We start from the raw sequence: 20,295 nt of genomic DNA on the forward strand, positions 1-20,295 counted from the left end.
AATAACATTTGATCGCAGCAAAGTGAACATTTATCTACGAACAGAAATGACCATTCTTTGCGAGCGAAATGCATGACTGTAACGATACGACTGGCCCTGCGCGACTGGGACTACATGACCCCGCTGGTGCTCGGAGAGGTCTCGTCACCCCGCCTCGACGTGAAGGTCGAAAGGGTTGGCACGCTCATCTCCCATATTGGAAAAGACGACGTCCACGAGGCGGCGGAAATGTCCTTCAGCCGATATACCCAGCTTCGCGCCGACGGCGACGAGACGGTGGTCGGCATCCCGAACTTCATCATGCGCGGCTTTCGCCATCGCTGCATCATCACGACGAAGCAGAGCCCGATCACGCAACTGCGTCAGCTTGCTGGAAAGCGGATCGGTGTGACTGGATGGCGCGATTCCGGAAATACCTGGACGCGCGCAGCCTTGCGCCGTGAAGGTGTCGGCGTCGAGGATGCGATGTGGTTTGCCGGCCGGTTGACGGAAGCCCACCCTGTCACCGATCGTCTCGACGGCTTTGGCCGCCCGGGACGCATCGAGGCCGCGCCCGGCGAGCGGCCGATGGTCGAGCTCCTGAAAGAGGGCGGGCTGGATGCGGTTTTCACACCCTTCATGCCCGAGGGCTTTTTCGATAAAGATACGCCGTTCCGCCAGGTGCTTGCAGATTTTCGCGGTGCCGAACGCCAATATTTCGACGACGTCGGCTACGTGCCGGGCATGCATCTCATTGGCGTCAAGGCGACGGTGGCGGCGCAACATCCATGGGTCCTCGAAGAACTCAGCACCTTGATCGATGAATCCAAGCGCGTCTGGACGACGAAGCGCCGCAAATATGCCGACACCACGCCATGGATGCTCGATGAACTCTTGAGGGTCTCGGCAGATCTGCCACCGGACTGGGACGAAAGCGGCCTTGATGCCAACTGTGCGATGATTGCCGATTTTGCCCGGGAGCTGCACGCGCAGGGCATCCTGCCGCGAGCGCTCACGCCGGCAGAGCTTTTTCCGCTGCAGGCGTCCTCAGATCGCCCGCAGCTTGCCGCAGCCGAATCCTGAACCTGTTCCATACAAACCAAAAAGGGGAATAAGAAATGCCATTGAAATCCATCACCTCCTTCGCTCTTGCCAGCGCCCTGCTCTCTGGAATGGCCATGGCCGAGGATGCAAAACTTCCGAAGCTCACCGTCAACGAGGAACTGCGGGCAAAGCTTCCCGAGGAGATCAAGACCGCCGGCAAGATGATCTCGGTCAACAACGGCTCCTTTCCGCCCTACGAGATCGTCACCGGAACGAAGATGGAAGGTGCAAGCGCCGACCTCACGGACGCGCTCGGCCAGGTGCTCGGCGTTACGATCGAGCACGCAACCGTCGGCGGCCTGCCGGCACTCCTCGCCGGCGTCAATTCCGGCCGCTATCAATTCGCCTTCGGTCCTGTCGGCGATTTCAAGAGCCGCGAAGAGGCCAACGATTTCGTCGACTGGGTGCAGGAATTCGTCGTCTTCGCCGTGCACAAGGGCAATCCGAACGGCATAACCTCGCTGGAGACTGCCTGCGGACAGCGCATTGCCGTCATGGCTGGCGGGTCGGCGGAGAAGGTCATCAAGGTCCAGGCCGAAAAGTGCAAGACCGACGGCAAGGAGGCGATCGAGGTTCAATCCTTCACCGACCAGCCGAGCTCCATCCTTGCCGTCAGGTCCAAGCGCTCGGATGCATTCTTCTCGTCCCAGGCTCCCCTCACCTATTTTGTGTCGCAGTCTAATGGCCAGCTCGAGCTCACCGGCGTCGGCCAGAAGAACGGCTTTGAAGATCTCTACCAGGGTGCGGTCGTGCCGAAGGGATCGCCGCTCGGACCGGTGTTGCACGACGGCATGAAAGTTCTGATGGACAACGGCACCTATGCCGCGATCATGAAGAAATGGGGCCTTGAGAACAACATGATCAAAGAGCCGGGCATCAATCTCGGCGGGATGTTGCCAAAATGAGCGCCAACAACCACAAAAACGCATCGCCTTCGGGCGGTGCCCGCGACGTCGTCAACGCGCACAAGCCGTTTCGCATCGATCGCCTGGTCCTTTGGACGCTGACACTTGGCATTGCGGCCGATTTTGGATGGATCGTTGCAAACAACGAGAATTTCGGCTGGCCGGTCGTCGCACAATATTTCTTTGACCCGACGGTCATCAGCGGCCTTTACGTCTCGCTGGGACTGACGGTCGTTGCCATGCTGATCGGCATAGCGCTCGGTCTGCTGCTTGCCATTGCGCGGTTGTCGACGGACCGGCTCGCCCATTCCCTTGCCGGCCTCTACATCTGGTTCTTCCGCGGCACGCCGCTCCTGGTGCAGCTCATCTTCTGGTACAACCTGTCGACGCTCTTTCCGTCGATTTCGATCACCGTGCCGTTCGGACCGACATTGGCCAGTTGGGATACAAATTCCGTCATCACGCCGATGACGGCGGCAATCGTCGGCCTGGCGCTCAACGAGGCGGCTTACATGGCCGAGATCATCCGCGGCGGCCTTCTTTCCGTCGACAGGGGACAGGCGGAAACGGCCGAAGCCTTTGGCATGACGCGGGCACGCGCACTGCGCAGGATCATCATCCCGCAGGCAATGCGCTCCATCGTTCCGCCAACCGGCAACCAGCTCATCAGCATGATCAAGGCGACCTCTCTCGTCAGCGTGATCGCCATGGCGGACCTGCTCTATTCGGTCCAGTCGATCTATAACCGCACGTTCGAGATCATTCCGATGCTGCTCGTCGCGGTGGTCTGGTACCTGCTGATTACCTCGATCCTCAACATCGGCCAGGGCTATATCGAGCGCTACTACAGCAGAGGCGACAGACGCTCCGGCAGCGCGGCGAAGCCTGCCGGACAGGCAGGCGCGCCGATCGTACCCGATACCCCCTCACCCGCCATCGCACAGGAGGCGAGCCATTGAATGCCCTTGCAACTGTCGAACCGCTCGTCCACGCACGCAATGTTCACAAATCCTTCGACCAGCTTGAAGTCTTGAAAGGGATCGATCTTGACGTCGCCCCTGGCGAGGTTGTGGTTATCCTCGGGCCATCCGGCTCGGGCAAATCGACCTTCCTGCGCTGCATCAACCATCTGGAGGCAATCAATCAGGGCTCTATCATGGTCGATGGAGAGCAGATCGGTTATCGATTGCGAAAGGGCCGGCTTGAGAAGCTCTCCAACAATGCAATCGCTGCACAGCGGCGCAAGATCGGCATGGTCTTCCAGCAGTTCAACCTCTATCCGCACATGACCGCGCTCGAAAACATCATCGAAGCGCCGGTGGGCATCCACGGCGAAAGCCGCAAGGCCGCAACGGAAAATGCGCTGACGCTTCTGGAGCGCGTCGGCCTCTCGGAAAAAGCCGGCAGTTATCCGCGCCAGCTTTCCGGCGGCCAGCAGCAGCGCGTGGCGATCGCACGGGCTCTGGCGATCAAGCCGAAGCTGATGCTGTTCGACGAGCCGACCTCCGCACTCGATCCCGAACTCGTCGGTGAGGTCTTATCCACCATGCGGGACCTGGCAAGCCAGGGATTGACCATGATCGTCGTCACTCACGAGATTGGTTTTGCGCGCGAAGCGGCCGATCGGGTCATCTTCATGGATGGCGGCAAAGTCGTTGAACACGGCAAGCCCGAAGATGTCCTCGGCAATCCGCAGCATCAGCGCACGAGAAGCTTTCTCGCGCGCTTCATCTAGCCGGGCAATCTGTACGCTCCGCATTCTGCCCGCGGCGCCAAACCGCGGCGCCACCATCCCGTTCATTCTAGCTATCGGAACTGACTGATGACACGCGACAATGCTTTTGCCCGCATCTCCGACTTCGAACCGCTCAAGGAAGAGCTTCTCGCGACCCGCCGGCATCTTCACGCCAATCCGGAACTGTCGTTCGAAGAGGTCGAGACGGCACGCTTCGTCGCCGAAAAACTGGTTTCCTGGGGCTACGAGGTTTGCCGCAATGTCGGCGGCCACGGTGTCGTCGCACGTCTTAAGGTAGGCAGCAGCCCACGCAGTATTGCGATCCGTGCCGACATGGATGCCCTTCCGATACAGGAAGAAACGTCCCTACCTTACGCGAGCCGGGCCGCCGGCAAGATGCATGCATGCGGTCACGACGGCCACACGACGATGCTGCTTGGGGCTGCGCAATATCTGGCGCGCACCCGCCGTTTTGACGGAACGATCAACCTGATCTTCCAGCCCGCCGAGGAAGCAGGGACCGCAAGCGGTGCTGAAGCGATGATCGCTGACGGATTGTTCGAACGCTTTCCGTGCGATGCAATTTTCGGGCTGCACAATCATCCCGGCGCACCGGAAGGCACCTGGCTTTTGCGTTCCGGTCCATTGATGGCCGCTGCCGACACGGTACGAATCACCATCAAGGGAAAGGGCGGCCACGCCTCCAGGCCGCATCTGACGGTGGACCCCGTCGTTATTGCCTGCAATCTTGTCGTCTCTCTGCAGTCGGTCGTTTCGCGCAGCATCGATCCGACGCAGACGGCAGTTGTCACCGTCGGCTCCATCCATGCCGGCGAGGCCTCGAATGTCATTCCGGACATCGCTACGCTTTTGCTGAGTGTCCGGTCCTTCGAACCGGCGATCAGGGACATTCTGGAGGCGAGAATCCGCAAACTCACCGCGACCGTCGCTGAAGGCTATGGGGCCAGGGCCGAGGTCGACTATGTGCGCGGCCACCCGGTCGTCATCAACTCCGAGAAGGAAACCGAATTTGCCCGCGGCATTGCGGAGGAACTCGTCGGCCCGGACCAGGTCTTGACGTGCCCGCTCATCCCGGGAAGCGAAGATTTTTCCCATTTTCTCGAGCATAAGCCGGGCTGCTTCCTGCGCCTTGGCAACGGCCTGAACTCGGAGATCCTGCACAGCTCGAAATACAACTTTGCAGACGAGAACCTGACGGTTGGCGCCGCCATGTGGGCGCGGCTGACAGAGAAATTCTTGGGCTAGAATTCCCGTGACGCACCCGCAAGCATGCGCGCGCCGTTAACCTTGGCGATAAAGATTGTATTCAGTCTTTTTTGGTAATTTTCCGTTAGCCATTCACGCCAGCCGGTCCCGGCGGCAGGGGATTGGCATCGGCGGCAGTTGTTTTGCGTATGGGTTCTTATGCGTCTATCGAATGTGACAGCAATTTTTCTTGCCTGCCTGACATTGGCCGGTTGCGCCGCCAATTCTCGTCCTGCGACCGTTCAGGCCGGGCGACCATCTGAGGAGACGACGGGCTCGGTTGCCCAATCGGCCGTGCCCGTCCCTGCCGCCGATATCGGCGACGTCGCGGCGCAAGCTGCCCCGCCGCAGGAGACATTGGCCTGGGCGGGATCGATACCGCAACCGCAGGCGTTTGCGCCGGCTTCAAGAACCGTTGGCGCGCCCGTTCCGTCAGACCGGCCGATTGCCATGCTTTCGCCGGACAAGCCTGAGATGGGGACAGCTCCGCAGACGCGCTCGCAGATTTACAGCTACGGGTTCCGCGACGCCAAGCCGATTAATTTCGGGTCCATATCGCCCAGAAAGCTTGCCGTGCATGGCGTCGACGTGTCGCGCTGGCAGGCGGAGATCGATTGGGAAAGGCTGAGAAGGCAGGGGGCGAACTTCGCCTATATCAAGGCGACCGACGGCGGGGATCATCTCGATCCGATGTTCAAGAAGAACTGGCGCCGGGCAAAGGAAGCCGGATTGAAGCGCGGCGCCTATCACTTCTTCTACTGGTGCCGGACGGCTGGCGAACAGGCCGACTGGTTCATCCGCAACGTTCCGAAGGAAGCTGGCGCGCTTCCCCCGGTGATCGACGTCGAGTGGAATGGTGAATCGAGCTGCAAGCGACGGCCTTCGCGCGAGCGGGTGCTCGAAAAAATGCAGGTCTTCATGGACAAGCTTGAGCGGCATTATGGTCAGCGCCCGATCATCTACACTGCACCCGACTTCTATCGCGACAATCTCAAGGGCGCGTTCCTCGACTATCCCTTCTGGCTGCGCTCGGTCGCCGCTCACCCGTCCAAGGTCTATCCAAAACGGAAGTGGGTTTTCTGGCAGTATTCGGGCTCCGGCCTGTCGCACGGTGTCGATGGCCGGATCGACCTCAACGTCTTCCATGGCGATGAAGGCGACTGGCATGACTGGGTGGCGTCACGGTAACGCCGGGCGGCGGGGTAGTTTAGCTTGCCCCTGAATAAGCGAGGAACCATCCCGGCCACCGAAGGATGAATTGCGTCGCCGTGCAAGCCGCTGCGATTCCTGCAGTTTCCAGTAGCCACCGGGACGGGAACCGCGGTTCCGACGACGGCAATCTTCGCCTCCAAACAACACCATCAGCGCTGCCACACTTCAAACAGTTCCCTCCGACGGGCGGCAGCCGTCGGGCGGGGCGAGTAATTCTGGACCTTGCCGTCTTGTAGGGTAAGCGTTCGGTTGCTCGGGCAAGTTCCCTCAGGCGGGGTGCGGATAGACCTTGATGAGTCCAGGTGCGACGATTTCAGTCGTAAGAAGCGGATATCCGGCGGCCTCGAAGTCCTCGCGTAGATCATCGCTCGTTCCGGCGTTGACTGCCAGGGCCACCCGATCGGCTCCTTCGCGGTCCATGTGGCGTCGATCCCGGTACGGCTCCCAATTTCTGTCTCCCGGATCGTAGATCCCACTCCGTTGCGGCCGTCAAGTGACAGGTGATACAGTATTTCGGCAACGCTCCGGTCCCTCCATACCTCTGTCAATCAATGGAAGTTCCGCGATTTGACCTTCAGTGTGTCGATGTGCCAATCGGGTTCGTAGAGATCTCGCGTCGGTGCCAAGGGCTTTGGTCGATCCCGCGAATCCGGCGAACCGCTTCCGTGAACCACCCCGTCACCGCGACCATGTTGCAACGGAAACGCTCCGTCACGCTCGCCGAGCCCTCCGAGATCGGACGACAGGTCGAACAGCCGCCGGGCGACCAGATGGACGACCTCGCCCTCGCGCTGGATTTTGCCGTTGATGGCGAGCATCGTGGCGGACAACACGACCCGCCTCTGTTTCTCAAACAGGCTCGGCCAGATGACGGCGTTGACGATTCCGGTCTCATCCTCCAGTGTCATGAACATCACGCCCTTGGCCGACCCAGGCCTTTGGCGCACGAGGACCAGTCCCGCCGTCATCAGCCATCGCCCGTCCCGCTCGGCCATCGCCTCGCCACAGGTGACGATGCTCCGCTTCCTGAGGTCCTGACGAAGAAAGGACACCGGATGCTGGCGCAGGGTCAGACCTGTGTGACTGTAGTCTTCCACGACCTCCATGCCCTGTGTCATCGATCTCAATGTGACCGCGGGTTCCTGCATTTCCGCAATCGCCTTCGCTTCCCGCTCCGCCGCCGCGACCCATAGTTCGAGCGGTTCGTCGCGCAACGCCTTGATCGCCCAGAGCGCCTCACGCCGTTCAAGGCCCATCGACGGGAGGAAAGCGTCGGCTTCGGCAAGCTTGACCAGAGAGGCCGTGGGCACGCCTGATCGCCGCCATATGTCATCGGCCGAGACGAAAAACTGGCCGGCGCGCGACGCGACGATCCTCGCGGCGTCTGCCGTTGCCAAACCCCGCACCATTCGCAATCCAAGTCGAACCGCGCGATGACGCGAACCCGCCCCGTCTTCCAAGGTGCAATCCCAGCGGGACCGATTTATGCAAACGGGCCTGATCTCGATCCCGCGAACCCTGGCGTCGGCAACGATCTGGGCCGGAGCGTAAAAACCCATCGGCTGAGAGTTCAGGAGAGCTGCGCAGAAGGCGTCCGGATGGTGGCATTTCACCCAGCTCGAGGCGTAGGCGATCAGCGCAAAAGACGCAGCATGGCTCTCGGGAAAGCCGTAACTGCCGAAACCTTCGAGCTGGCTGAAGGTCTTTTCCGCGAATTCCGGCGAATAGCCGTTTTTCACCATGCCGGACACCAGCTTGTTCTTGAACTTCGAAACCCCTCCTGTGTGCTTGAAGGTCGCCATCGCGCGCCGCAACTGGTCCGCCTCTCCCGCGCTAAAGCCGGCGCAGACCATCGCGACCTTCATCGCGCTCTCCTGAAAAAGCGGCACGCCAAGCGTCTTGCTCAGCACCGCCTCCAGTTCCGGCGTCGGGTACTCGACCTTTTCCCGGCCTTCCCGCCGCCTGAGATAGGGATGCACCATGTCGCCCTGGATCGGCCCGGGCCTGACGATCGCCACCTGGATCACCAGGTCGTAGAACGTCTGCGGTTTCAGCCTCGGGAGCATCGACATCTGGGCGCGCGACTCGATCTGGAACGTCCCAAGCGTGTCGGCCTTGCGGATCATCGCGTAGGTCGCATGGTCCTCCTGCGGAATTGACGCAAGGTCCTTGTTGTCTCCTTTGTGTTCTGCCATCAGCGCAAAGGCCTTGGACATGCAGGTCAGCATTCCAAGCCCTAGGACGTCGACCTTCATGAAGCGCAGCGCATCGATATCGTCCTTGTCCCATTCGACGACCTGACGGTCGTCCATCGCGGCCGGCTCGATCGGCACGAGGTCGTCCAGCCTGTCATGGGTCAGCACGAAGCCGCCAGGATGCTGTCCAAGGTGACGGGGCGCACCCATCAGTTGCCGGGCAAGATCGAGGGTCAGCCGCAGGCGGTAGTCCGAGGCGTTGAGATTGTTCTCCTTGAGATGCTTCTCGCTGACGCCCTCTGACCAGCCCCAAACGCCGGATGAAAGCTGGGCGATCATGTCCTCGGGAAGCGATAGCGCCTTGCCGACGTCGCGCAGCGCGCCCTTCGTGCGGTATCGCGTGACCGTCGAGCAGAGTGCGGCCCTGCTCCGGCCGTAGGTCTCGTAGATCCACTGTATGACCTCTTCGCGCCGCTCGTGCTCGAAGTCCACGTCGATGTCCGGCGGCTCGTTGCGCTCCTGGCTCACAAATCGCTCGAACAGGAGATCATTTGTTTCCGGGTCGATCGAGGTGATGCCGAGGCAATAGCAGACAGCCGAGTTCGCCGCAGATCCCCGGCCCTGACAGAGAATGCCCCTTGAACGCGCGAACCGCACGATGCTGTAAACCGTCAGGAAGTAGGGCGCGTATTTCATGACCCTGATGAGTTCGAGTTCATGCTGGACTGCCCTCCTGACTTTCTCGGGGATGCCCTCGGGATATCGTTCGGCTGCCCCTTCCCAGGCGAACTTCGTAAGGCTCTGCTGGGCGTCGAGGCCCGGAACAATCGCCTCCTCGGGATACTGATATTCGAGTTGGCTCAGATCGAAACGACAGCGGTCGGCAATCTCCCGCGTTCGGGCCAACGCTTCGGGGTATTCGGCAAACAGCCGATGCATTTCCTCGGGAGCCTTGAGGAAACGGTCTGCATGTCGCTCGCGCTCGAAGCCGACATCGTCGATCGTTGTCTTGTTGCGAATGCAGGTCACGACGTCCTGTAGCTGGCGGCGGGAAGGCTCGTGAAACAGGACGTCATTGGTGACAACTGTCCGCACTTTGAATCGGGTCGCCAAGGTCGAAATACCATGGAGGCGCAGCCTGTCGTTCGGCCGACGCCGCAGACAGACGCTGACATAGGCACGGTCATCAAAGAGTTCGGCGAGCTTGCGCAACTGCATGCCGCAGGTCTCGTCCGCCTCGTCAGGAACGAGGACTGCAATGAGGCCATCGGCGTACTGGGCGAAATCGGAGAAATCGAGAACGCAGTTTCCCTTGCCGCCTCGCGATTTTCCGAGCGACAGCAGACGGCAGAGCCGCGAGTAAGCCGGACGATCTGTCGGGTAAACGAGTATCGACATGCCGTCCGAAAGGTCCAGCCGGCATCCGACTACGAGCCGCACGCCGGTCGTCTTCGCCGCCTCCCAGGCACGCACGATTCCTGCCAGAGTATTGCGATCGACGACACCGAGCGCATCGATACCGAGGACCGCGGCTGTGGCAAAGAGTTCCTCGGCGGAACTGGCGCCTCGCAGGAAGGAGAAATGCGTCGTGACCTGGAACTCGGCGTATCTCATCCGAACACTCCATGGAGGAACCATCGATGGGAGCCGGTTTCCGCATCGAACCCGTCGCCGGCCCGAAAGATCCAGTATCGTTCACCCACCTCATCTTCGACCACGAAGTAGTCCCGAACCGCGGACATCTCCGTGGGGCGAAGCCACCATTCGCCGAAGATGCGTTCTGGACCGTCGGCGCGTTTTACGCGTCGTCGCTTGCCGCGCCAGGTGAAGACGGCAGGTGGCTGGTCGGGAAGCAGGGCGATCACCTCGATCCGCTCGGGCGTCGAAAGTAGACGTGACGGCCTCGGCCACTTCGCCGCCCAGTTCTCTCCGGTTTCGTCTGCCGTCGGACTGATCTTCCTGACGGACCTTTCCGGAACGTCGGAAGCAACGGGAGCGACGCGATAGAGACGCTGGCCGCGATTACCGAGGATATCGACCAATGGCGTCACGTCGACGATCGTCTCCTCGATCAACGAGGGTGCGATTTGCTTCTCCTCCAGCGGTTCTACCATAACGGCAACGAGCGCCATCTTCTCGATTCCGAAGCCAGGATCGATCTTCTCGATGCGGTCGCAGAGGAGTTTCGAAAGTCGGGCGGGCTCGCGGACAGGCTTGGCGAGGCCCGCCCTCAGACATTGCCTGATGTTGTCCACGCGGTGAATGATCAGGTCGCATCGGCGTACGCCAAGCCCTCGCTCCTCCAGCCTAGCCGTCAATTGGACGACGAGGCGGCGCGTGTATTTTGCGATGGTTTCGGCCGCGCCGATCGGTTCGGAGAAATTGCGGGATACCTCGACCAGGTCCGGCGTACGGATCGGGTCAATCGGTTCGGCGATCCGGCCGAACATCTGGTCCAGGCGACGGCAGGGTTCCGGACCGAAGCGAAGCGTCAGGGGTGCGCGCGGCATTGAAAAAAGCTGGCCGACGGTATCAACACCGAGCACCCGCAGACCCTGGACCATTTCCGATGGCAGCCTGAGACAGTGGATCGGCAGTTGGGTTACCACCTTGGCAATCGCTCCAACGGGAACGACGGTCGTATCGTCCGAAGTCAGCCGCGCAAGTGCGTGGGCCGCACCCCAGGTATCGGCTACGGCTGCCTTCGCTGACAATCCCTTCGCCCGCAGTCTGTTCACCAATCCGCTGACGAGGAGGGCTTCGCCGCCCTGCAGATGATCCGCTCCCTCGGTGTCCATCACGAAGCCGTCGGTCCCATCCACGGCGACCACCGGCGTGTACTGCCGGAGCGCCCAAAGGGCGAGCCGCTCGAGCGCGGCGGCGTCCTCGCCAGGAGCGGCGTCAATCATGACCAGATCGGCGACCATCGCCTGGGCCTTGCTGGCGGGCATGCCGATTCTTAGACCGAGCTTTGACGCCTTGCTGTCGGCGGCAGAAATCCATCGCTTGGAGCCGCTCTTCGAGATGACGACGAGCGGGCGTTCAGCTGGCACGGCTTCTGCTCCATGCCGTCTGAGCCGATCCGTGGCCAGACGCGGGAAGTAGACGGATACGACCCTTGGCATCGCAGGCTCCTATTTCAAACTCAGCACACTCGCCCGCCTTCACACGCATCAATTCCGCCAGCCATCGCGCCCGGCCGACACCGGCAACGGGAAGCGGTTCGGACGGCAAGACGCTCACGCGCCATCTCGTTGCTGCAGCGGTGGGCTGGCCAAAGTCCGAGGCTTCCGTCTGCCGCCGCCAGCGCCGGAGCGCTATACCCATCGTGCCGGTCTTTTCGGCTGCCAGCTGGAGACGGCGCGAGGCTGTCATGGGAAGACGTACGAGCTCGCCGACCACCGCTCCAAGGCCACCGAAACAGAGGCCTTCTTCCATTGAAGCCAACACGTCCGCTTCCCGGTCGGCCTCGCAGAAGATCACCCGGTCGGCATGCAGGCCCGCCTGAGATATGGCCGGAAAAAACAGGTCTGGCCTTGTCAGACACCACAGGATTTTACCCTTTGTGCGGGCAGCGATGCCCGCCGCAAACAGCGCTGCGGCCGCTCCATCGACACTCCCTGTCCCGCCGCCGGCGACCTCATGCAACGCTCCGTATGAAAGGCCCCCGCCCGGAAGGTGTCGGTCGATTTCGGCGACCCCGAACGGCAGGACGACCTTGCGGCGGCCAGCCGTTCCTTCGAGATGCCGGATATGGTCTCGAAGCTCGGAGAGGGTAAGGTTCGCGCGCGGCTGCGCCATCTGTGGCCTTCGTCAAAAGCAGGTTTCCATCTCGTTTAAAAGCGAGAATGTTCCTCTTTTGTTCCTATGCGAAAAGCGAGTCAATCGGCATGTTTCGGGTGGCATCTCACCTCAACCGTCCTCCACAGCACGAAAACTCGTGATCCATCAGAGAAATCAATGCGATACAGGAGCCTGTCCACAGCGGTCGAAAATGTCATCGATGAGAAAAGATTCCGGCGGCGGCAGTGCGACTCCGAGAGAGGCGGTCATGGTCAAGGCGAGTAAAAGCCAGACCTGTTCTGACGCTAGGTGTCGCCACTCAGTTGCACCGAAGCCCGCCGCCCACATCACAACGGTCCTATCCGTCACTGCAACGGATAGCGTGGATAGAGAGGTACTTGCGCGGCTTTAGGTTGAACCCGACGCCGAATAGTGCCGGGACCTCGACCTAGATCTGTTTTGACGATGCGGCCGCATCTATCGATTTGTTGCGACCGGTCGCACAGTTTGTCATCTCGACGTCCGCAGTAATCGCGGCGTGGTCGGGAGATTGTACGTAGGTGGCGTGACTTTGCCCGCAGTCCTGGCGTTCCGGTATCTGAGGTCAAGATTATGGAAGCAGTTTTCGAACTGCGTCGATATCGGCGCATAAGCCTACGCCGACGATGTGATGGTAGAACTGGTGCGATATCTTGTGACATTTGTCACCTCGTTCCGTATTGTTCTAATGTCGTGGAGAGCTTCTTGACTTCGTTGCGGGGCTCGGCCTTGCGACATGCACGCTTCATAAGGCAAGGGCGATCACGATGAGACAACTCAGTGAAGAGGGTCGACGGACCCTGGAGGGGATTGCACAGCGGTACGGGGTCAGCCTTAGCGCGGTCGAGCACCTTCTGATGGCGATTATCGCCGGACAGGCGACACAGGCTCAGTTCAACCATCCTGATCTCGGTGGCATGGGGCAATGGTCGCAGGGCGGCATGATCATGGTCGGCGACATGTTCAACCATGCTCTGAAGGCGAACGTGGCGGGGATTTGTTCCGAGCTTGCGGTCCTGGTAGGCAGCACGGATTTGCTGGAGCCGCAGAGGTCGCACCAGTCCCAATACCAGGGTCAAGGCGGCGTCAGTTTGTTCGTGCCTGGGGCGTTGTCGGCCGGGAACTGGTGGCCCGAGGAGCTCGGGCATCCTGCCTCGACCGGGGCGCAGAATGACCTGCGCTATGCGTTTTTCCCGACAACCCGACGACTGGCGATCGATGTCGGCGGCCGGGTTACGGTCTACGACACGAAGGACCATCGCATTGGCGGTTTCTCGCAACAGCAAAGCAGCGACCAGTCGCTGAGCTTTACGTCTCAGCACGGACTCGTGAAAATTTCGGAACTGGATGTGGTCCGTCAGAACGGCAAGGAACCGGCGGGCACGTCGGCTACCGGACCATCTGCCGCCACGGTTGCGCCATCGATATTCGCATCGTCCGCGCCGGAATCCACCGAGCCACAACAAGCGGCGCGTCCAGCGCCGGAGGCGCGTCGGTCCGATGAGGACATCTTCGACAAGATTGAACGCCTCGCAGCCCTTCATGCAAAAGGTATTCTCACAGATCAGGAATTCGAGGCGAAGAAATCGGAGTTGCTCAGCCGACTATAGGACCCGACGAACAGGGGCTTGCCGGACGCCGATCAGTTGATGGCTTTTCATCGAGCCCGGATAATCACTGCGCGGGCCGCCTGCAAACGTTCATCCGGATCTTTACCGATCGATCGGATTGTGGTGGCTTTGGCGTCTCAGAAACACCTGCGGTGCCGCGTGCCAAGGTTTGATCTCATCTGCGAGATCATCAAGAATGAAATCACCTTCGCTGGTGGAAAGCGTCAGGACGGCGTGTCCTTCACCTCAGGAAATGCAGCATGTCAGCCTTTGGCTCTTAATCTGCCATGTCCCGCGCAAGGCGCAAAGATTAGGAATGTCGCTCGACATATTCATGAAAGCATTTCACTGCCAACCTCGCCGGTGAAATAAGCTCAAATCCTTTTCCGCGTTTCGGCACCCTCAATTCGTAGTCTAGATGCCAAAGTTTGCACACAGATCTGAACCCGGAGTTCTGCAACCACATCCGCGACGCGGATACGGCGCGGCGCTACAGCCACTGGAAATATTTCCGGCTACGCGTGCGGCGTAATCAGCGTCACTGACGGAAAATATGTGCGGTAGCGGCCAAGGTCGCGGGTGAGCAACGGAAGCTGACTAACCGCTGCATGGGCACCTATGAAAAAGTCGGGCAATACGCCGGTCTTTGATCCTCCGGCGCGGCGATACTGCGTAAATATCTTGCCGGCAAGGAAAAGGGCGGCTCGCGGCATTGCAGTCATTTCAAGCCCAGCCTCGTCGAGGAATGCCTCGAGTTCTTCGATACGATCGTATCGCACCGCCAGCTCGGCGTACACGGTATCATTAATCAGCAAAGGCCCATCGAGGCTCGCCGCTTCAAGTTGTGCAATCGACCAATCCGCCCACGCCGGATCATCAGTGACAACGTCCAGGAGGACATTGGTATCGACGAGGGTCAAGTTTCGCCACGTGTCAGTGCCATAATGGCATCGGTGCTGAGCCCCTTGCCCGCCTGACCTCGCAACTTCGCAAACCGGCTCACAGCCTGCTTCTTGTCCGCCCGCACCACGACAATGCTGCCATCGGCGGCGCGGCGGAAATCAACCTTGCTTCCGGGAACGATTCCCAACAGATCGCGGACGGGCTTTGGAATGGTCACCTGCCCCTTTGCTGTCACTGTCGTCGCCATTTGCGCCCTCGGTAATACTTGACCTTCAGAAGGTATTACTTTGTAAGGGCGAAGTCAATAAGGCGGTCTCCAAGATGATATGCTTTCATAGGTGTTGTGCCGGCGGCGCGCCGCAATCCGCGAAGCCGAAACGATGAGCGAAAATCCGTCAACTCAATCCCTAGTATTGGCTTCCAAGTCGCCAGCCGCAAGGGAAGACGGTGCCGATTGCATACGCTCTTCGAGTTCCGCTGCGGCCCACTCGAGAAAGAGATTATAGGCCACCGCCAGTAACCTTGGTCCGAGAAAAAACTCGATGAATCCGAAAGCCAGAACGCCGCCGACGAGCCCGAATAGACCGAGCAGCTCGGGAAGATTGATGTTCTGGCTGAGCAGATATGGTCGGAGGAAGTTGAACGGATAGATGCAGAAATCCAAGGAAGAACAACTACAAGCCCGCGTTTTCAGTGCGGGTCTCCGCTCAGAGCGAGACGATGCGTGGAGAACCGGCCGTCGCGCTGTCATGTGGGCGGAGGTGGCTACCGCGCCGGCCATTGGCGACTAAGGCCCGTCGGCTGCCCTAGAACGAGCTAACCGACGGACCGATTGCCATTGGATGTGGCTTTAATGGATCGCGCCAGATCGCTGTGCCGGAAGCCCCTGGATCGCAAAGCGATGGAAACGTGGGACTGCGAGCGTAACGGCCTCTTTCCTGGGCTTGCCGAAATGTCGTTCGAGCTGAATGGTCAGTTCGGCTGGACTGGTGGTTCCCTCTTGAAAGAGGCCGATCAGAAGCCGGGCTGCGATGGGGAAGGGTCGAGGCTGTTCAAAGAGAACATCGTCCGTATAGCCGGCATCCTTCAGCACCCCCTGAAGCAAGTTGAGGTCGTCGCTCGTCATATATCTAATGGATGTTTCGGAAGACATGACATCCTCCTTTCGGTCGGGGCAAAGGGTTTGGCGGCCCTCAAACAGCAGCGCCCGTAATGATTACTGCTGGAGGCTAGACCATGCGCCCTCGGATTAGACAAAGCAAACAATAACTTTCGAGGATGCTCATATACGACGGCAGCATAAGTCATCCGCGACGGACGACATGCGCGCCTCCTCGGCGCGGTGTGGCAAGTCACGATAGAGCTGCGTTCCCTACTTAGACGCGATCTTCGGTCGCTGCCGGTGGTGCGGCTTGCTGGTCTTTCAGCAGCGCCGCATCGATTTCCGCTCGCGTGACTTGCAAATGCTGCCTCTTGAGCGAAGGCGTTTCAATTGACGGAATTTCCAGATGAGCGGCTAATATCCTGTAAGCGGCAAAGGACAGTTCCTCGATCCGTTCTTCGTCCACCGTTAGCCGATATGTCCCGGCTGCCAGTGGCATAACGAGAGATTCGATGAGGAACGAATGATCGAACCTGATTTCGGTTTCAGTTGTTCTGTTCATGGCTGACTCCGTCTGGATGTTGAGGCGACAGGCGTTTGCCGCGCAGCGGGGAGAACTTTCCGTCCCGTCTGCCTTCTTTTCACGCGTTTATGGCCTCAGCCATGACGCGATCTGGTCGGGGTCGGACAGGCCTTGTGGTCGCTGCGCCAAAGTCACCTTCGGTTTTCCGCAGCTTTCGAGGCTGCCGCCGGACGCGCGCTGGTTGCGCCGCCTTCATTCTCCCACGACGCCAGTGCATCCGGGCCTGAGCTTTGCCTGCGCCGAAGGGAGGGTGGGTAACTCTGCGAGGGTATCGTGCCGGCCTCAATGCGGCGGATGATCACGACTTCTTCGTGACGCTCCCGGCCCTCGTCGGCTTGCATGTCCGAAGTCGCATAATTGGCTCGCTTCAGAATTCGCTGCAGCGTCGAGCTCTCGACGGCTGCAGTTTCACCGACGTAAAGAATGGTTACCACAGCCAGCCCCCCGAAATCAGAAACAAGATGAAGGCGACGCTGAGCGCGACCAGGATTCTGATTGAAACGTGTTCAAAGGAATAATGATGATGGGACATGGAAGACATCACGTCCTCCTCTGATTGGGGCGAAGGATTTTAACCCTTTTGCGGCAGCGCCCGCTTCAAATGCTGCCGACAGAAATACTGTGCGCTTTGATTAGGTTTTAAGCAAGGCAGTTCGCCGCAATAAAAATAAAAACTTTCTACAGTATCCTGTGATATGGTGCATTCATTGGAATATTATTGCGAGGAGACGCTTCAGTGAAAGCTATTTTTCCAGACATGACCGGACGACAAGTTGCGGTATTTCTGATTGAGACATCGCTTGTAATGGCAGGACTGGTCGTAATCCTAATCGTAGGAATACCCATGCTTTAGAGTGACCGTCAATCACAGCTTGGTTGCCGCCATGCCAAGCCAGATTAGGATAATTCAGCGGCTGGTGAGGTTACCGCAGAAGCAATCGCCCGACCTTTGAGAAGAAGTCGCGGCTTCAAAAAGACCCCGGAATACGCGTTTTTCTGTTCTCCTACGGAAACCCACGCAGGCTTATACTTCACCTGCAGCCTCCGACGCAGCACCAGGAATGACGTCCGGGTTCCATTCAATTCCTCTTTTGCTCCAACCGCGAACATGCCCGCTGGCCTTCAGCGCCGCCCGTCGCCCGCGTCGGCGACCGCAGTCTGTCTACATGCCCTGAATACTCACCTGAGCCGCGCATTCGCACGGAGCCGACGGGTCCTGGGCCTGGGCTGAACCAGGCGTCGGCATCCCAAGTCCGGTCACGAATTCTATTTCAAGCTGCACCCAAATCGGCTCGGACCTGGAGAACATGCCTTATTCACGCAACGGCAAAGGGGTGAAACTCCAGAAGTGTCGAGCGGCAGAACCTTGTTCTTAAGGTCGGTTAGCCGTCTCGGGAGCTAGATCCTTGCGGCGCACATTCAAAGATTTGTTGACTCTCATCACCATGAGAACATAATAGGAACAAACGGCGGGAGACCGTCCGTTGCAACACATTGAGTATGGGGAGAACGATCATGCCCCGGCAGCCGATCAAGAGAGAATTGGAACAAGGCACCTATTGGACGCCGCCTTGCGAAGTTGCCATTACTGAAGCGCATCCACGATTGCTCAACGCGCTGAAAACCGGCTCGGGATTGGATCGCAAACGCCTCTTTGTGGCAGGCGCCTACGATATGGCCTTCGGTTCGCCGATGGGTCAGTTCGAGGTCGCCATAGATCGCGAAAGCGGGCTTTCCTGCGGCGTGTTCAGAACCATGCGTAACTGGGAAGATGTTTCGGGAAAACCTGTGTGGTTTACCTCTGACGGCGATCCGGACAACGCGGTCGAGACGGTTCTTCGCAGCGCCAAGGCGGAAGGGCTGGTTCCCTGATGCGGCCCGTCACAAGGGAAGACGCCGACTATGAAGTCGAGGCCGCTCTCGCCTTTCATGACGACGACGCCAAGGCGACGATCGCGACACTGTTGGCCGATAATCATCATTTGAGGCTGCAGCTCGCATTGGCGGAAAGCGCCCTGAGCCGTGGCTTGGTACGTGGCTGGCGTCCGCGTTTCGACCGGGACTGACATGTCGGAAATGAATGACATGCGAAAGTTGTCTCGTTGGAAGCTGAGCACGCTGCAGATGCTGGGCAGTTCTTCGTGATTACCTGCCCTTACTGGCTGAGGCTGCCGCTCGCTTTTACTCCGAGATCTTTCCCGAAAGCATGGTGACTGGCGTGCACCGCGCACCCCGGCGGGCAAAGAGGGCGATGTATTGACGGTCGAGTTCACAGTTGCGGGGATTCCTTGTCTCGGCCTGAACGGGGGCCGGTATTCAAACACAACGAAGCCTTTTCGTTCCAGATCGCCACCGACGGCCAGGAGGAGACCGACCGCTACTGGAATGCCATCGTCGAAAATGGCGGCGAGGAGAGCGCGTGCGGATGGTGCAAGGACAAGTGGGGCCTGGCAAATCACCCCCCGAATACTGACCGACGCTCTGGCGGCTGGCGGTGATGAAGCAAAGCGCGCGTTTGAGGCCATGATGACGATGAGAAAAATCGACGTCGCTGCAATCGAGGCGGCGCGGCGTGGTTGACGCTCCGTCCGCGTCTTGTGGGCGCCAGATCGAGGCGCAGGTCGGCCGCTTTTTCCTCGCTGCTCTCGAAACGAACATTGCAGGGAACTCCCGAAATTGATCCGCAGCGTTCCGTCCGGCGCGAAGGCGAGTTCGCCTCCCGTGCTCGCCCGGCGAATAGGTTCGTTGATGCCCGCTTCGAGCTTGCCGATCGTGCATCCGCATTCATGTTGCCCGCCGTCACCCCATGAACGGAGCTAGGAACATACGGCTATCTCGAAGAGCGGTGCCGTGGAAGCGTCAAGGTCGGAGGCCACTAAGCGGTGGTTCGAAGCGACTCCTTCACGGCAATCACGTTCTTTCCTGCCCGATGTTGCGGGCGCTGGCTTCAAAGCCATCGTGCACCTTGAGCGGCTTCAGGATCTCCTCGCTGGTGGTTGGCTTGAAAACATTTGTTTTTACGCTGGAGAACACCAACATTCTCGCCAGCAATGGGACCGGCGTGATCATATCTACCGTCCTGCTCACCGGGCGCGTCCACCTTGGGTCTCACTCTTCAAGCCGGCCGCGGCTCGTGGAAGCGGCACCAGCCATTGGGACTGATTTCACCTGCAACGATCTCACATGCATTTGGCTCCAGGAAATGGGTGCACCCGCCGCACCGTCGTCCCTTATTCGGCGAATTCTGGTAGCGCGCCATAGACTTCGGCGTCGTTCCAGCGCCGCGTGCGACAGGCTGGCCCGTCATGCAGGAGCCAAGCGCACCTGCACCGGTAACCGCGACGCCGGCCATCGTCACTTTCAAGAATTTCCGTCGGGATACCGCTTGGCTTGAGCGACCTTGCGCCGGGCCTTTGACCTCCGGACCACGATCCTTTTTCATGTTCTTGCCTCCCTATTATCGAATAGCTGTCAACGTTGTCGAATAGCGGTCAAATCGACTTCAGGTACTCGATCAGATCGCTCCTCTCCTCATCGGTGACATCGAGGTGACGGTCGTAGTGCCTGACGGCGTCCTCGAGCGTCGCGAATCGGCCGTCATGGTAGAATCCGCCTTTATGGGATCTTTCCGTGCTCCAAAAGGGCCCGCAACGACGCAGTCCGGTAGCGGTCGATCTCGACGCGCGACATCCGATCTCCACAAAGTAAAATCCCATAATACGTTAGAGTTTACTAAATTACAAAGCTTCACCTCACCTGCAGTGGCATTTCGGGAGAGTTGGGGAACTGCGCGAAGGCTGGAAAGCGATTGCGCATTGTCGCGATATACCATCTGCGATGGGGTCCGCAGGCCGACTTCCGCCCGAGTGATCCCAAGAT

Annotated in this window: 20 protein-coding genes and 3 pseudogenes; 10 read left to right on the forward strand and 13 right to left on the reverse strand. The window is 59.6% G+C overall.

The features are described from left to right. Positions 1-72: 72 nt before the first annotated feature. The 6 genes from RGR602_RS31755 to RGR602_RS31780 all read left to right on the forward strand — a co-directional run bounded on the left by RGR602_RS31755 (position 73) and on the right by RGR602_RS31780 (position 6,177). On the forward strand, positions 73-1,062 hold the full coding sequence (locus RGR602_RS31755; RefSeq protein ID WP_040115920.1) for a substrate-binding domain-containing protein: 990 nt from the start codon (positions 73-75) through the stop codon (positions 1,060-1,062). Positions 1,063-1,097: 35 nt separating this feature from the next. Continuing rightward, the gene (locus tag RGR602_RS31760) at positions 1,098-1,988 is read left to right on the forward strand and encodes an ABC transporter substrate-binding protein (RefSeq protein WP_040115921.1); all 891 of its coding nucleotides are present in this window, start codon (positions 1,098-1,100) and stop codon (positions 1,986-1,988) included. Further along, entirely contained in the window at positions 1,985-2,947 is a 963-nt protein-coding gene (locus tag RGR602_RS31765) for an amino acid ABC transporter permease (protein WP_040115922.1), read from the forward strand. The genes RGR602_RS31760 and RGR602_RS31765 overlap by 4 nt, the downstream gene beginning before the upstream one ends. Next, positions 2,944-3,723: an amino acid ABC transporter ATP-binding protein gene (locus tag RGR602_RS31770; RefSeq protein ID WP_040115923.1), complete on the forward strand. Its 780-nt coding sequence runs from the start codon at positions 2,944-2,946 to the stop codon at positions 3,721-3,723. Before RGR602_RS31765 ends, RGR602_RS31770 begins: the two co-directional genes overlap by 4 nt. Positions 3,724-3,810: 87 nt before the next feature. Further along, the gene (locus RGR602_RS31775) at positions 3,811-4,989 is read left to right on the forward strand and encodes a M20 aminoacylase family protein (protein ID WP_040115924.1); all 1,179 of its coding nucleotides are present in this window, start codon (positions 3,811-3,813) and stop codon (positions 4,987-4,989) included. 159 nt (positions 4,990-5,148) lie between these two features. After that, on the forward strand, positions 5,149-6,177 hold the full coding sequence (locus RGR602_RS31780) for a glycoside hydrolase family 25 protein (RefSeq protein ID WP_040115925.1): 1,029 nt from the start codon (positions 5,149-5,151) through the stop codon (positions 6,175-6,177). Between the two features lie 291 nt (positions 6,178-6,468). Here the strand turns inward: RGR602_RS31780 and RGR602_RS37860 are convergent, their stop codons facing one another. The 4 genes from RGR602_RS37860 to RGR602_RS31800 form a co-directional block, all read right to left on the reverse strand. Next, entirely contained in the window at positions 6,469-6,621 is a 153-nt protein-coding gene (locus RGR602_RS37860) for a hypothetical protein (protein ID WP_170250378.1), read from the reverse strand. Between the two features lie 128 nt (positions 6,622-6,749). Then, positions 6,750-10,010, reverse strand: a complete 3,261-nt coding sequence (locus tag RGR602_RS31790) for an error-prone DNA polymerase (protein WP_040115926.1) — start codon at positions 10,008-10,010, stop codon at positions 6,750-6,752. Further along, positions 10,007-11,521 carry a Y-family DNA polymerase gene (locus RGR602_RS31795; protein WP_203226221.1) on the reverse strand — a complete coding sequence of 505 codons (1,515 nt, stop codon included), beginning with the start codon at positions 11,519-11,521 and terminating at the stop codon, positions 10,007-10,009. Before RGR602_RS31795 ends, RGR602_RS31790 begins: the two co-directional genes overlap by 4 nt. Further along, entirely contained in the window at positions 11,439-12,197 is a 759-nt protein-coding gene (locus tag RGR602_RS31800; protein WP_040115928.1) for an ImuA family protein, read from the reverse strand. Before RGR602_RS31800 ends, RGR602_RS31795 begins: the two co-directional genes overlap by 83 nt. 878 nt (positions 12,198-13,075) lie before the next feature. Between RGR602_RS31800 and RGR602_RS31805 the strand changes: the two genes are divergently transcribed. Then, positions 13,076-13,828, forward strand: coding sequence for an SHOCT domain-containing protein (locus RGR602_RS31805; RefSeq protein ID WP_323808271.1), 753 nt, complete (start codon positions 13,076-13,078; stop codon positions 13,826-13,828). A gap of 102 nt (positions 13,829-13,930) precedes the next feature. Here RGR602_RS31805 and RGR602_RS36670 read toward each other — a convergent pair. The 7 genes and pseudogenes from RGR602_RS36670 to RGR602_RS31835 all read right to left on the reverse strand — a co-directional run. Further along, positions 13,931-14,074, reverse strand: a pseudogene (locus RGR602_RS36670) (transglutaminase-like cysteine peptidase); the annotation flags it as partial. Between the two features lie 269 nt (positions 14,075-14,343). After that, a complete protein-coding gene (locus RGR602_RS31810) occupies positions 14,344-14,748 on the reverse strand; it encodes a type II toxin-antitoxin system VapC family toxin (RefSeq protein WP_040115930.1) in 405 nt (134 codons plus the stop codon). Continuing rightward, entirely contained in the window at positions 14,745-14,978 is a 234-nt protein-coding gene (locus tag RGR602_RS31815) for an AbrB/MazE/SpoVT family DNA-binding domain-containing protein (RefSeq protein ID WP_040115931.1), read from the reverse strand. The genes RGR602_RS31810 and RGR602_RS31815 overlap by 4 nt, the downstream gene beginning before the upstream one ends. Positions 14,979-15,131: 153 nt before the next feature. Then, positions 15,132-15,371: pseudogene (locus tag RGR602_RS37980) on the reverse strand (AI-2E family transporter); the annotation flags it as partial. A gap of 210 nt (positions 15,372-15,581) precedes the next feature. Next, positions 15,582-15,884 (reverse strand): hypothetical protein, encoded by a 303-nt coding sequence (locus tag RGR602_RS31825; protein WP_040115932.1) that lies wholly within the window; start codon positions 15,882-15,884, stop codon positions 15,582-15,584. Between the two features lie 223 nt (positions 15,885-16,107). Further along, a complete protein-coding gene (locus RGR602_RS31830; RefSeq protein WP_040115933.1) occupies positions 16,108-16,395 on the reverse strand; it encodes a hypothetical protein in 288 nt (95 codons plus the stop codon). Between the two features lie 152 nt (positions 16,396-16,547). Continuing rightward, positions 16,548-16,850: a hypothetical protein gene (locus RGR602_RS31835; RefSeq protein ID WP_040115934.1), complete on the reverse strand. Its 303-nt coding sequence runs from the start codon at positions 16,848-16,850 to the stop codon at positions 16,548-16,550. 1,081 nt (positions 16,851-17,931) lie between these two features. On the opposite strand from RGR602_RS31835, the gene RGR602_RS31840 reads away from it, so the two are divergent. From RGR602_RS31840 to RGR602_RS31850, 3 genes and pseudogenes are all read left to right on the forward strand, one after another. Continuing rightward, positions 17,932-18,288, forward strand: a complete 357-nt coding sequence (locus RGR602_RS31840; RefSeq protein ID WP_052451853.1) for a hypothetical protein — start codon at positions 17,932-17,934, stop codon at positions 18,286-18,288. Further along, on the forward strand, positions 18,288-18,482 hold the full coding sequence (locus RGR602_RS31845) for a hypothetical protein (RefSeq protein ID WP_040115935.1): 195 nt from the start codon (positions 18,288-18,290) through the stop codon (positions 18,480-18,482). Before RGR602_RS31840 ends, RGR602_RS31845 begins: the two co-directional genes overlap by 1 nt. An 83-nt stretch (positions 18,483-18,565) precedes the next feature. Next, a pseudogene (locus RGR602_RS31850) lies at positions 18,566-18,996 on the forward strand (VOC family protein). 330 nt (positions 18,997-19,326) lie between these two features. Here RGR602_RS31850 and RGR602_RS37865 read toward each other — a convergent pair. Next, positions 19,327-19,485, reverse strand: a complete 159-nt coding sequence (locus RGR602_RS37865) for a hypothetical protein (protein WP_170250711.1) — start codon at positions 19,483-19,485, stop codon at positions 19,327-19,329. A 46-nt stretch (positions 19,486-19,531) separates the two neighbouring features. Beyond that, the gene (locus RGR602_RS31855) at positions 19,532-19,858 is read right to left on the reverse strand and encodes a hypothetical protein (RefSeq protein WP_052451855.1); all 327 of its coding nucleotides are present in this window, start codon (positions 19,856-19,858) and stop codon (positions 19,532-19,534) included. Between the last annotated feature and the right edge of the window lie 437 nt (positions 19,859-20,295).

It is taken from the genome of Rhizobium gallicum bv. gallicum R602sp (genome assembly GCF_000816845.1).
Lineage (GTDB): Bacteria > Pseudomonadota > Alphaproteobacteria > Rhizobiales > Rhizobiaceae > Rhizobium > Rhizobium gallicum.

Coding starts and splice junctions, on each gene's coding strand:
- RGR602_RS31755 (WP_040115920.1), top strand. CDS start 73: ATGACTGTAACGATACGACTGGCCCTGCGCGACTGGGACTACATGACC.
- RGR602_RS31760 (WP_040115921.1), top strand. CDS start 1,098: ATGCCATTGAAATCCATCACCTCCTTCGCTCTTGCCAGCGCCCTGCTC.
- RGR602_RS31765 (WP_040115922.1), top strand. CDS start 1,985: ATGAGCGCCAACAACCACAAAAACGCATCGCCTTCGGGCGGTGCCCGC.
- RGR602_RS31775 (WP_040115924.1), top strand. CDS start 3,811: ATGACACGCGACAATGCTTTTGCCCGCATCTCCGACTTCGAACCGCTC.
- RGR602_RS31780 (WP_040115925.1), top strand. CDS start 5,149: ATGCGTCTATCGAATGTGACAGCAATTTTTCTTGCCTGCCTGACATTG.
- RGR602_RS37860 (WP_170250378.1), bottom strand. CDS start 6,621: ATGGACCGCGAAGGAGCCGATCGGGTGGCCCTGGCAGTCAACGCCGGA.
- RGR602_RS31790 (WP_040115926.1), bottom strand. CDS start 10,010: ATGAGATACGCCGAGTTCCAGGTCACGACGCATTTCTCCTTCCTGCGA.
- RGR602_RS31795 (WP_203226221.1), bottom strand. CDS start 11,521: ATGCCAAGGGTCGTATCCGTCTACTTCCCGCGTCTGGCCACGGATCGG.
- RGR602_RS31800 (WP_040115928.1), bottom strand. CDS start 12,197: ATGGCGCAGCCGCGCGCGAACCTTACCCTCTCCGAGCTTCGAGACCAT.
- RGR602_RS31805 (WP_323808271.1), top strand. CDS start 13,076: ATGGCGATTATCGCCGGACAGGCGACACAGGCTCAGTTCAACCATCCT.
- RGR602_RS31815 (WP_040115931.1), bottom strand. CDS start 14,978: ATGGCGACGACAGTGACAGCAAAGGGGCAGGTGACCATTCCAAAGCCC.
- RGR602_RS31825 (WP_040115932.1), bottom strand. CDS start 15,884: ATGTCTTCCGAAACATCCATTAGATATATGACGAGCGACGACCTCAAC.
- RGR602_RS31830 (WP_040115933.1), bottom strand. CDS start 16,395: ATGAACAGAACAACTGAAACCGAAATCAGGTTCGATCATTCGTTCCTC.
- RGR602_RS31840 (WP_052451853.1), top strand. CDS start 17,932: ATGCCCCGGCAGCCGATCAAGAGAGAATTGGAACAAGGCACCTATTGG.
- RGR602_RS31845 (WP_040115935.1), top strand. CDS start 18,288: ATGCGGCCCGTCACAAGGGAAGACGCCGACTATGAAGTCGAGGCCGCT.
- RGR602_RS37865 (WP_170250711.1), bottom strand. CDS start 19,485: ATGATCACGCCGGTCCCATTGCTGGCGAGAATGTTGGTGTTCTCCAGC.
- RGR602_RS31855 (WP_052451855.1), bottom strand. CDS start 19,858: ATGAAAAAGGATCGTGGTCCGGAGGTCAAAGGCCCGGCGCAAGGTCGC.